At 59.5% G+C, this 12,450-nt stretch carries 8 protein-coding genes; 5 read left to right on the top strand and 3 right to left on the bottom strand.

From position 1 onward, the window contains the following. The first annotated feature begins 344 nt into the window (after positions 1 to 344). The 4 genes from G5V57_RS07390 to G5V57_RS07375 all read left to right on the top strand — a co-directional run bounded on the left by G5V57_RS07390 (position 345) and on the right by G5V57_RS07375 (position 7,631). Positions 345 to 1,304 carry a hypothetical protein gene (locus tag G5V57_RS07390; protein ID WP_165166901.1) on the top strand — a complete coding sequence of 320 codons (960 nt, stop codon included), beginning with the start codon at positions 345 to 347 and terminating at the stop codon, positions 1,302 to 1,304. Positions 1,305 to 2,281: 977 nt separating this feature from the next. Then, on the top strand, positions 2,282 to 4,015 hold the full coding sequence (locus G5V57_RS07385) for a type I secretion system permease/ATPase (protein ID WP_206530223.1): 1,734 nt from the start codon (positions 2,282 to 2,284) through the stop codon (positions 4,013 to 4,015). Then, on the top strand, positions 4,012 to 5,361 hold the full coding sequence (locus G5V57_RS07380; RefSeq protein WP_165166899.1) for an HlyD family type I secretion periplasmic adaptor subunit: 1,350 nt from the start codon (positions 4,012 to 4,014) through the stop codon (positions 5,359 to 5,361). The genes G5V57_RS07385 and G5V57_RS07380 overlap by 4 nt, the downstream gene beginning before the upstream one ends. Positions 5,362 to 5,534: 173 nt before the next feature. Further along, complete coding sequence (locus tag G5V57_RS07375) at positions 5,535 to 7,631, top strand: VCBS domain-containing protein (protein WP_165166898.1); 2,097 nt, start codon at positions 5,535 to 5,537, stop codon at positions 7,629 to 7,631. 476 nt (positions 7,632 to 8,107) lie between these two features. Here the strand turns inward: G5V57_RS07375 and G5V57_RS07370 are convergent, their stop codons facing one another. Further along, complete coding sequence (locus tag G5V57_RS07370) at positions 8,108 to 8,317, bottom strand: hypothetical protein (protein ID WP_165166897.1); 210 nt, start codon at positions 8,315 to 8,317, stop codon at positions 8,108 to 8,110. Between the two features lie 352 nt (positions 8,318 to 8,669). Between G5V57_RS07370 and hydA the strand changes: the two genes are divergently transcribed. Then, positions 8,670 to 10,127, top strand: coding sequence for a dihydropyrimidinase (gene hydA, locus G5V57_RS07365; RefSeq protein ID WP_165166896.1), 1,458 nt, complete (start codon positions 8,670 to 8,672; stop codon positions 10,125 to 10,127). Between the two features lie 199 nt (positions 10,128 to 10,326). On the opposite strand, the gene G5V57_RS07360 is transcribed toward hydA, so the two are convergent. Beyond that, a complete protein-coding gene (locus tag G5V57_RS07360) occupies positions 10,327 to 11,259 on the bottom strand; it encodes a hypothetical protein (protein WP_165166895.1) in 933 nt (310 codons plus the stop codon). A 235-nt stretch (positions 11,260 to 11,494) separates the two neighbouring features. Then, complete coding sequence (locus G5V57_RS07355; protein ID WP_165166894.1) at positions 11,495 to 12,421, bottom strand: hypothetical protein; 927 nt, start codon at positions 12,419 to 12,421, stop codon at positions 11,495 to 11,497. Between the last annotated feature and the right edge of the window lie 29 nt (positions 12,422 to 12,450).

Below are 12,450 nucleotides of genomic sequence, written 5' to 3'. Positions count from 1 at the left end.
AGCGGGAGTAGTGGCACCGCCCAGCGGAGTTAAGGCCTTTTGGCGTCAAATCGCAAGATATAGGCGGATAGCCGTAAGTGTTTCTGATAAGAAGCGCTTACTTGATTGTGCGTGTCGCGTTGGGTTGCGGTAACGCAATATCGCGGGCCATTGACGTGCGCCTTTCCGATATAGGCCCCAACTCGGCAACCTGAGGGAAGCCGATTTTCTAAAAATCAAAGCCTCCCCTCACCGTCGTGAACAAGGCGACGACGGCGGGCATATACTGTCAAAAACAGCCTTATCCGGGAATGAGAGTACAAATTAATATGGGACAAACTCCAATCAAAGAGCCAAACGTCGTCGTGAATAACGCCGCCAAGGATGACGTTGTCGGTCTGAACGGTGACTTCACGTTTACCATCGCTGACCTGCTCGCCAACGATCCGGGCGGCGCCGCCAAGGTCAACGTCACCAAGCAGTTTTTCTTTGGTAACACCAGCGACTACGACGGCCTCGGTGCTAACGATTTCGGCGTCGTTGACTTCGCCCACGGCGGCATCCCGACTGTCGCCCAGCAGACTGCTTATCTGCTTGCCCACAACATCACGGCCAACGCTGATTTCACCGAGTTTACGATCGGTGCCGGCGGTAGTGATATCGAGTACATGGTCCAGATCGGCAACAAGGGCACGTGGTCGCAGGCTGACGTTGACGTGACGGCCCCCGTGCCCGTGCCGCACGTCGGTGGCAATCTGTTCACCGAGAACTTCGATGGTTACGACTCCAACGTTCAGCAGACTTACTATGACCCGGCAGATTCCACCAATGCCGTGTTCGCGTCGGTCAACCTCAACAACGCCAGCGGCTGGACCGGGGCTCAGAATTCTGAGCTTGGTGCAGACGGCTATGGCGGCATCAAAGCCACTTCCGGTGGCCCCGATGGTTTCTGGCTCGACACGCAGAACACGCCTGGCCAGATCAACATCTCGCACGACTTCACCGACTCGACCGCTGCGGTCGGCGGGAAGACAGCAGTGTTGAGCTTCGACATCGCCAAGCAGAACCTGACTTATCTTGGCAATGCTTACCAGACGGAGGCGAACGCTTCGTTCGATGTCCGGATCGACGGTGTGACGGTCAAGACAATTCTTGCTTCTGATCTCGTTGAGAACAATCAGATGTATCACTTCGACGTGGACATCGCGGATTATGCGGACAATGCTGACAGCACCCACACGATCACGCTGGTCGACACGTCGCCGCAGGCGGATTTTACCGGCTTTTCGATCGACAGCATCCAGATCAACGACTGGGTCGTTTGATAGGAATCGGAGTTAGGGGCAGTAACGCCCCTTCTTGATCCTGACAGTGAGAGGGTCGGCCCCGGCAACTGACCGGGACCGCCCTTTTTTCTTGTGAACATGTGCACAAGTGCAACGTATATAGCGACACGGAATAGCATAGGCTAGACTAGACGCACCTACCGTGAATATCACTGCCGTCATTGCCTTGGGCCAACCGCATTAAGCCCACGCCGACGCTCATTACGCGCAAATTTCTGCATTATGCTGACGAACCCATCGTAAAGTCGCCTTGGTAGCCGCCAGATATCGTTTGGCGTGAAATGATAAGATTTTGGCTAACCTGCATATGTATTTCCAATGCGCGTCGCTTACCTGAATAAGCGCTGACATATCGATCCTGGTCCGCACGGCGGACCGAGCCAATAGTAAGGTGTATCATGACTCGCCTTTCCCCGAGCCCCCGTCGCCGCCCTCGCTTTCCGCGGGTGTTGGGCTTTTATTTAATGGTGATGTGTTGGCCAATCACAGGGCTTATCTATTCCTCGGCCTCAGAGCTTAATCACGGCGTACCGTGGAGTATGATCTTGGGGGACGTTCTGACGGCTATCCTCATTTGTTTTCTGGGATGGTTGAGCTGTCTTGTCATACATCGGCTTGTTCGCGCGCGCCTCTCCGACACTACATGCTCTGTAAGTCTCGAATCCGAACTTCCTCGTCGATCAGTCCACGCAAGTGAAGATCGGCGGCCTCGGTTTCCTCTCGCGGCGCGGCACCGTGGGCGATCTGCAGCTGAACCGGAGCGACGTCCATCACGTCTACGGGCTTAATGGGGAAAAGGGTCGGTCCCGATGACTGATCGGGCCCGGCCTTTCTCCTGTGAACAGATAATCAAGTGCAACGTAAATAGCGACACGGGGGATTCCATGCCCCGCAACCACAACACGCGAGTACGGGTAATGATAAAAGCACCGCAGCCGCCGGCCCTACAGGTAGTGATGAAAGAGGCCCGCCGGGCCGTCAAACCACTGATCTGGTTCAGCGCCGGGATCAACGTGCTGATGCTGACCGGGGCGTTCTACATGCTCCAAGTCTACCATCGCGTGCTGTCGAGCCACAGCTTGGAAACGCTGGTGATGCTATCGCTGATGGCGGCGGGCGCGCTCATCGCTATGGCGGGATTGGAAGTGGTGCGCGCCCGTTTGCTGGCTACCGTCGGCGCGTGGATGAACGCTCGGCTGGCCCCGGTTCTGCTGACGGCGTCTGTCGAACACGCCGCCGCTGCCCCCGGTCAAACGAACGCGCGACCCTTGCGCGACCTCGACCAAGTGCGGAGTTTCTTCACCAGCCCCAGTATCTTTCCGATCCTCGACGCGCCGTGGGCGCCACTTTTCTTCGCCGCGATCTTCCTAATGCACCCGTGGCTGGGTTGGTTGGCGCTGGGCGGCGGGGTCGTGTTGTTCGGGTTGGCTTTGCTGAACGAGGCCATCACCCGCAAGCCGCTAGCGGCCGCCGCTGGCGCACAAACACGGGCCCACGCACAGGCCGAACAAGCAATCCGTAACGCCGAAGTCGTACAAGCCATGGGCATGCTCAAACCCTTGCTCGAAGGCTGGAAGGCGCAACAGGACGAGGCGAGCATTGGACAGGTTGTCGCGGCAAACCGGGGTGGGATCATCGCGGCGATCGCCCGGTGCCACCGCATGGCTCTACAGATGGGCGTCCTCGGCCTCGGCGCTTATCTGGTGCTGAAGAACGAAGCTTCACCCGGCGTTATGATCGCCGCATCAATCCTGATGGGGCGGGCTTTGGCCCCGGTCGAGCAAGCGATTGGGACGTGGAAGGCGACGATCGGCGCACGGGCTGCTTACAAGCGCCTGACCGCCGTCGCCGGCCAGCGACCGGAAGCCGCACAAGTCCTGCCGTTGCCGCGCCCCACGGGTAGGTTCGACGTTGAGAACGTGGTGCTGGCCCGACAGGGCGGCGAACCGATCTTGCGCGGAATCAACTTCCAACTCAGGCCGGGTGAAACAATGGCGCTGATCGGCCCGAGCGCGGCCGGGAAGACGAGCTTGGCCCGCGTGCTGGCCGGCGCCTGGCGACCGACCGGTGGGCGAGTCTTGCTCGACGGCATGAGCGTCGCTGAATGGGCGGCGGAGGACCGGGGGCACTACGTCGGCTACCTGCCGCAGGACATCGAGCTCTTTGCCGGTACCGTGGCCGAGAACATCTGCCGCTTCGCGAAGCTGAACCCGGCGGTCTTTGCCAACGTCGTTCGGGCGGCGCAGATGGCGGGCGTCCACGAACTGATCAAGGGCTTGCCGCAGGGCTATACCACCGAGATCGGTGATGCGGGCGCGATCTTGTCGGGCGGACAACGCCAGCGGATCGGCTTGGCTCGCGCCCTCTACGGTGACCCGGCTCTGCTGATCTTGGACGAGCCGAATTCCAACCTCGACCGCGAGGGCGAGGAGGCGTTGGTCGCAGCCATCAGCGCGGCCAAGGCAGCGGGGACAACCGTTATCCTGATCGCGCACCGGCCGAATGTGATGGGGAAGGTCGACAAGGTCCTATTCATCAATCGGGGTCAACAGGAACTCTTCGGACCGCGTGATGCAGTCTTAGCGGAGCTTGCTAACCGCGCCCGCAAAGTAAGCCCGATCACAAGAATCAGCCCTCTGGCGATCAAAGAAGTCAGAGAAGTAGAAATCCAAGAGGTCAAGGAAGCATGAGCCGGTCTCCAGCATTGAACGTCGTCCCGCTACCCGTTACGCCGCCTTCCCTCTTGGAGCCGGCACCCTTGCGTCTCGCGGGCGTAACGCGCACCGGTTTCGCCATCCTGATCATGTTCTTCGGCCTGGCCGGGGGCTGGGCTGCATTGGCCCCGCTGGATAGCGCGGCCGTCGCACCGGGCGTCATCAAGGTGGCGGGCGACCGCAAACTGATCCAGCACCTTGAGGGCGGGATCATCGCGGAGTTGAACGCGGTCAACGGCGACATCGTCAGGGCCGGCAAGACCCTTATCCGGTTGGACGATACGCAAGCGAAAGCGCAGCTTGATCTGATCCAGAGCCGGATTGCCGCCCGCGAGGCGCTGGTCGCGCGGTTGCGGGCGGAGCGTGATAACGACGCGGAGATCGTGTTTCCAGCGGAACTATTGGCAAATCCGTCCCGCGTGGCCAAAGACGCGATAGCTGTGCAGAAGGACGTGTTCGCAGCGAAGAGCCACAACCTGAAGGATGAGCGGGCGATTTTCGCGGAGCGCCGGGTCCAGACCGAGGAAGAGATCACCGGACTGGAGAAACTGATCGCCACTGAAGACAAGCAGATCGCGGCGATCGAGAGCGAATCCAAGGACCTCGAAGGGCTGCTCGAGAAGCGGCTCACTACCCGCGAGCGGCCCTTGTTGCTTAGACGGCAGCAACGTGAATTCGAAGGCGAAAGGGCGACGAATCTCGCCTCCATCGCCCGCGCCAAGAGCGCAATGGCCGAGATCGACATGCAAATTCTGAACCTCGACACGGTGCGACTGAACGAGGCCGTGGAGGAATTGAGCAAGGTCGAGGCGGAACTGTTCGATCTCCGCGAGCAGGAGCGGGGAGCCAAAGACGTCCTCACTCGAACTCGCATTATCGCGCCAGTGGACGGCATCGTCATGGACCTTAAGGTTCACACGACCGGTGGCGTGGTGAAGCCCGGCGATACGTTGCTGACGGTCGTCCCGCTCGGTGAGCAATTGGTGGTCGAGGCTATGGTCAAACCTGAGGATATCGAGACGATCGCGCCCGGTCAGGTTGCTCGCGTCAACTTCCCGGCTTTCGCCCGCTATAACCTGCCGCCACTAGACGGCGTCGTGGAAACCGTCTCGGCCGACCGATTGGTGGAGGAGCGCAGCGGCACACCATACTTCGCCGCGACCGTCATTATCAACAAGGGCGAACTCGACAAGCTGGAGGGCCGCAAGTTGCTGCCCGGCATGACGAGCGAGGCGATGATCCGCACGGGCAGCCGGACTGTACTGGCATACCTCAGCGAGCCAATTACCCAGAATTTCCGCCGCTCGCTGCGGGAGAAGTAAGATAGGCACCATGTGAACAACTGATTACGGAATATATCTAACAGATTACGGGAAATTGGGGGCCAACTACCTTCCCAATTTGAAAATACCCAACTCAGTTCGTCGTGAACGGGCCGACGACGAACTGTGCCTGCTTCTAACAGCCCTTATCGTTGAAGAAAGTAACACACATCATGGCAGTAATTGTAGATAGCAACCAAACGGTGGTCGAGCACGCGACCACCGCACTGAGGGCCGCGATCGACGGCAGTAGCGATTTCGCTAGTTGGGTCGGTTGGGAGTACCTCCAGAAGAATCCGGGCAACTTCCAGATGGCTCTTGACATCGTCAAGGCGATCGATGAGGGCAAGTATTCCCTCGATGACCTGTTCATCGCCGCGCAGAGCAAGACCGGCGGGATGACGAACATCGCCGGCGAGCCGGACCCGACGTTGAAAGTTCTGGGTCAGACCTTCAACATCGGTCATTTGCTCGGAGATACGACCACCGAGAACTGGACAAGTGGTAACGCCAAGAACGTGCAGTATCACGCTCGTGAGTACTTCACGTCGGTCGACAGCAACAGCCCGAAGGGCTACGTCGAGGGCTGGGAAAACCCCAACAAGGCTCCGGTGGTTTCTGCTGGTGCGGAAGCTGTTGATGAAGACGTCATCCTCAATGATTCGGTTGCTCACTACGCTACCGATGCCAACAACGACGCGCTGACTTTCTCGCTGAACGGGACCTCCCCGGCCGGCCTGACGTTCAACTCCGACGGCTCCTACAGCTTCGACGCCACTCACGCTAGCTACCAGAATTTGGCGGCGGGTGAAAAGTTGCCAATCACCGTCAATTTCACAGTTGATGACGGTCACGGTGGCAAGACATCCTCGACGCTCACCATCACGGTTACCGGCACCAACGACAAGCCGATCGCCGTCGCTGACGTGGCTGCTGTTAACGAAGACCTCACCGTCAATGGTTCGATCGCTAACGACAGCGACGTTGATCATGGTGCAGTCCTGACCTACTCGCTTGACGAGCAGGTTGATGGTCTGTCGATGGATGGTGAAGGCAACTACAGCTTCAACGCCGGTCACGATGCTTATCAGTATTTGGCTGCTGGTGAGACGGTCGAAGTCGTTGCTGATTATACCGTTTCTGACGGTAAAGGTGGCACTGATACTTCGACGCTGACCATCACTGTTACTGGCACCAACGACGCTCCTGTGGCGAAGGTGGTGACGGGTGATGTTGACGAGAACGATTCGTCGGTCACGGTTAAGGCTGACTTCAAGGACGTCGACACCAACGACACGCACAGCTTCGCGGTCGATACGACCGGGACGCTGGGTTCGGTGACCAACAACGGTGACGGTACCTTCAGCTACGACGCGAACGGCCAGTTCGAGTCGCTGGCGGCTGGTGAATCGGCGACCGACAGCTTCACCTACACGGTGAAGGACAACAACGGCGCGGAATCGACGGAGACGGCGACCATCACCATCCACGGCCAGAACGACGGCCCGACGGCGAAGTCTTGGTCGGTGTCTGCCAACGAAACAGATTCGAAGACCAACACCAAGGCAGTCGTGGACATCCTCAAGATCGACTTGCTCGATGGCAAGTACGTCTCGGACGTTGACAGCGGTGATGTGCTCAATATCTCCAACATTAAGATCGGCGGTCAGCCGTTGCCTTCCTACATGAAGTTGGACACTGACGGGCACACCTTGCTGGTGGACCTGAACAGCGCCGCGCTGGACGGCCTCCACAAGGGCGACCACCAGCTGGCCAACATCACCTATGAGGTGTCGGACGGTGAAGTGACGGTCAACAACTCGGTGTCGCTCGACATCATCGGTACGGCCGACCAGTACCAGGGGTCGGTGACCGCGCACGGCGAGAAGACCGCACATAACCCATCCAACGGTAACGACATCGAGCAGAAGTTCAGTTTCGACCTGCATACTGATGCTGGCGCGTTTGACTTCACAAACGGTAAGGTGACCGTGGTCGTGCAGGGTGACATCGACGCCAACAACGAGACAGCCATTGTCGCGGATGTCTCCAGCGTCGACTTCACCGGCTTCACGATCATTGGCGGCGGAGCGCCCGGTCAGGTTGACGGGACGGATCCTGACAACGTTGTGAGATCGGGTTTCGCGAACGTCAATGCCGCCGCTCTGTCCGACGGTCATGTGGACTTCGACGTCACACTGAGCGACAAGATCGACAGCGACAACCACACGCTTGTCGACGCGACCCTGACGTACGACTACTGGGCGTAACACCTAGTAACTCGACAGCCGGCCCCAGTAGTCTGGGGCCGGCTTTTTCGTGGGTATATCTCTACGGCTGCTACGTATGACTAACACACGGAGACAACGACCCATGACCCCGACCGAATTCCTGACCGCCGAGATCGCCAAGATCGAAAGCGTCATCCGCGAAGTTGGCACTGACCCGCTGAACCGCGCCGTTGACGGCATCTAAATGCCGGCGACTGCCTCCGCCAGCAGCGGCAGGCATTGCGCACCCTAAGCGCACTATGACTCTTGATCTGCCCTCTGCGTTCTCTGCACCACTATTTTCTCGGTGGCCATAGATAATTGGAGCGCGGCTGCCATGTTGGCAGGTAAAGCTGATCGGTGAGGCGCGGCGTCTCTATGGAATCCCAAGGCAGGTTGCGTGCCTTGAGTTCGGCAACAAGCAGGCGGTCGGCTCCCTTTGGCAGAGCAGATTGTTGATGTAGTCGACCTCGCGGTCATTGATGACGACGCGCACAAGCAGTTCGGTGAGCTTTTGGGCAAAAGCTGGATATTTCCTCTGCCAATTCATCGCGCACAGCCTTGGCTTTGTCATAGGCCGCTTGCCGACGTGCATTTTCTTCCTGATCTTTCAACTGTGCGAGCCGCTCCCGCAATTTTCCCAAGGCCGCTTGCAATCGGTCGCGCTTGAAGGCGACGTCATCCATGCTTTTGCGGGCGTCCGTCAGTTCAAAGCCAGACAAAGTGGGATCGACAGCATGGTTGCGCGCCCCTCTGACCCCCAGATTAGTAGTCTGGTATAGGTTGTTAATGCTCTGCTACCTATGTGTTGCCTTTCGTAATAGAAACCAGTTATTGCCTAGAATTTTACAATGAGAAACAGTAGCTTAGCCTTAATAAGGAATGGTGTAGTCCTTCCTTGTGGGGAGGGGGTAGGGGTGGGGGTCCGGCGGTCTTTCCAATTTCAGTTCTGAAAGACCACCCGACCCCCACCCTGGCCCTTCGGGCCTTCCCTCCCCACAAGGGGGAGGGAGAATTGACCAAATTACGGAGGCTTCCATGTCCATTCTCATCCGCGGCGGCACCGTCGTAAATCATGATCATTCGCGGCGCGCCGATGTGCTGATCGACGATGGCCGGATTGTCGCGGTGGGCGAGAAGCTCGAAGCGCCAAGCAAGGCGGAGATCATCGACGCCGGCGGCCTCTATGTGATGCCGGGCGGCATCGATCCGCACACGCATATGGAGCTCATGTTCATGGGCACCGTCTCAGCGGACGATTTCGAGTGGGGCACCAAGGCCGCCCTTTCCGGCGGCACCACGATGATCGTTGACTTCTGCATTCCTGCGCCCAAGCAGTCGATGCTCGCTGCCTATCAGGACTGGCGGCGCAAGGCCGAGAAAGCGGCCTCAGACTACTCCTTCCACATGGCGGTGACCTGGTGGGACAAACAGGTCTTCGACGAGATGGAAACGGTGGTGAAGACCTACGGCATCAACACTTTCAAGCATTTCATGGCCTACAAAGGCGCGCTCATGGTCAATGACGATGAGCTCTACCATTCCTTTTCGCGCTGCGCAGGTCTCGGCGCGATGCCGCTCGTCCATGCCGAGAACGGCGATGTCGTCTTCCGCATGCAGGCCGATCTCCTGGCACAGGGCGTCACCGGGCCCGAGGGCCATGCCTATTCGCGCCCACCGGAAGTCGAAGGCGAAGCCACCAACCGCGCCATCATGATCGCCGACATGGCGGGATGCCCGCTTTATGTCGTGCACACCTCCTGCCGCGACGCGCATGAGGCGATCAAGCGCGCACGCGAGGCCGGCAAGCGCGTCTATGGCGAGCCGCTGATCCAGCATCTCACCCTTGATGAGGACGAGTATCGCAACAAGGACTGGGACTATGCGGCGCGGCGCGTGATGTCGCCACCCTTCCGGCCAAAGAAGCACCAGGAATCGCTGTGGGCCGGCCTGCAGTCGGGCTCGCTGCAGGTGGTGGCGACCGATCATTGCTCCTTCACCACTGAGCAGAAGCGCATGGGCGCCAAGGACTTCACCAGGATCCCGAATGGCACCGGCGGTCTCGAGGACCGCATGCCGGTGCTGTGGACGGCGGGCGTGAATACGGGCCGCCTGACGAAAGAGGAGTTCGTCGCCGTCACCTCCGCCAATATCGCGCGCATCCTCAATATGTATCCGAAGAAAGGCCGCGTCGATGTCGGCTCCGACGCCGATCTCGTCCTGTGGGATCCGACCAGATCGAAGACGATCTCGGCCAAGACGCAGGTCAGCCGCATCGACTACAATGTCTTCGAAGGCTATCAATGCACCGGCCTGCCGGTGACGGTGCTGTCGCGGGGGCGGATCGCCTGGAAGGACGGCGATCTCAGGGCCAAGGCCGGTGACGGCGATTTCGTGCGCCGCGATCCCTATCCCGCCGTGCATGTCGCCAACTCGACCTGGCGCGAGATCAACCGGCCGCGCGCCGTTAAGCGCGCCGGCGTGGTCACGCCTTAGCGCGCATCCCGGCGGAGTGGTAACACTTCGCCGAAAGAATTCGCTCAATATGTTGGAGCAAATCCTTATCGCCAAAGTCTTCAACTTTGGCGGGATTTGCTCTAAATCACGGAGTGCGAAGAGTTTGCATGAACCAACATTTCTTCACGCTCTTCGTGCTTTGCCCGTTGACGGCCTCGGTCTTCCTCTGAAGTGAGCTTCATGGCTTGGCCGTACCAGGAACGGCCACGCAATTGGCGGCGGGCGGTATCGCGACGCAGCGGACGACCTGAGTGAGGTCGGCACTTTGCGTGAGGTCGGTCACGAGTTTTGTGCTGCGAAGCTCATCGCCCATCATCCGGTACATGGAGGAGGGTGGAGCGCGCTCGAACAGGTCCAGCAGCGTCGGCTCGACGCCCATCTTCTTCAGATAAGCGGTGAGCTTCTTCTGCAGCTGTTTGTCGATCTTGGTCGACACCAGGCTCTTCATCGGCTTGCGGCTGACAACCTTGCGGCTCAGGACCTTTTTCTTGCCGTTGACGATGAGATAGCGCTCGAGATAACGGACCTTCTCGCGCGTGATCACCCGGCTGATCTGATGCACGCCGATGTAATTTTCGGGGCCGCCGAAGCGGCGTGTGCCGGAAGCCAGGATCAGGGGACAAGCCGAGGTACAGAAGCTTTGCCCTGCGACCACGAAGCCGCGATAGACGCCCTTCTGCTCCTTGGGCGGCTTGCAGGTCTTCTGATAAGGCGCACAGCCGCCGAAATGGGTCCCGCCCACCGCGACATCGAGACCGCGCTTGCGGATCATTTCGCCGATGGAAAGCGCGGCGTCGAGATCGCCGCCTGGCGAGGTGATGATGACGGGAAGCTTCTCGTCGCCAATCTTGGCCAGCGCCTTCTTGAACACGGCAGGCGATTTCGCGGTGATCTGCCCTTCCGCCGAGATCCATTGTGGGCATAAGGGTTCACAATTGCCGATAATGTTGCGTACGATCACCACACGCAGCGGCTGCTCATAAACGGACTTTTCGGACTCGGGCGCTTTCGTCTTTGTCTTCTTGGTGGCGGCTTCACCGGCACCGGCGAGCAGAACACAAACAGTCAGCACGGCCGTCAGTACGAGGAGGAAAGGCGAGACAATCTTCATGGACTGCACCGGACAATCGCCAATTTCCGGACTATATACGGATTTCTGACGCAACGGGAAGTGCCGGTGACGGTGCTGTCGCGCGGCCGCGTCGTCTGGAAGGAGGGCGACCCAAGCGGTTAAGGGCGATTTGGTGCGCCGCGATCCCTATCCCGCCGTGCATGTCGCCAACTCGACCTGGCGCGAGATCAACCGGCCGCGCGCCGGCGTGGTCACGCCTTAGGCCGTGGCACCGTCAGGGGGATAGTGATTTCCGTTCGATGGTCGCAACGCGCTCGATGCAGTTGTCAGCGACGGGCTCAGCCTGGCACAGCTGGTTGTCGACCAGGCTGCGGGAGCTGTCCATGCTGGTGACGAGCTTTGCAGTAAGCGCGTCGTGGCCGGTCACGTAATAGATCGACGTCGGGATCGCCTTGCCGAACAGGGCGAGGAAGCCCTTGCCGAGGCCCATTGCCGCCGCATAGGTATTGAGCGTGCGGCGCGAAGCCTTATCTAACTTCGTGGTGGTGGTGGTCTTGGCCGGACCGCGTCTGACGATCTTCCGGCTGATGATCTTCTTCTTGCCGTTGACCATGCGATAGCGCTCCTCCCAGAAGACTTTCTGGTTGGTCAGCGTCACAGAGATGGGCGTGACGGCGATCGTGGTGCCGATCGCCAACCTCTTTCGCCCGCCGGCGAGAATGAAGGTGCAGGACGAAATACAGAAAGCGCGCCAGGTGACCGGTATGCCGTCATAGACGCCGCGCTGCTCTGCCGGCAGCTTGCACGCCTTGTCGTCGGGCCAACAGCCGGCGAACAAGGTCCAGGCAACCCCCACATCGAGGCCGTGGGCGCGAATGAGCTTGCCGATCGCCATGGAAGCGTCGAGATCGCCGCCCGGCGAGTTGATCAGGATCGGCAGCCGGTTCTTGTCGACCTGCTTGAGGAACTTTTTGAACAAAGCCGGTGTCTGCCGGGTGACCGCACCTTCCGCCGAGATCCATTGCGGGCAATTGGGCTCGCATCCTTCCGTATGGCTGCGGACGACGACGAAGCGCATCGCAGGCCCGAGCGCGCCTTCGGCTTGCGCCGGCTTGGCCTTGCCCGCTGCTTCGGCAGGGCCGGTTGCACATGCCAGAGCGGCGACGATCAGGGCATAGAGAAGCAGGTGCAGGATACGCATGAGATCAGCATGACTACCATTGCGGCCAA

The organism is Nordella sp. HKS 07, assembly GCF_011046735.1.
GTDB lineage: Bacteria > Pseudomonadota > Alphaproteobacteria > Rhizobiales > Aestuariivirgaceae > Taklimakanibacter.
Note: the sequence above shows the minus strand (reverse complement) of the source record. Positions and strands in the feature narration are given on the sequence as shown.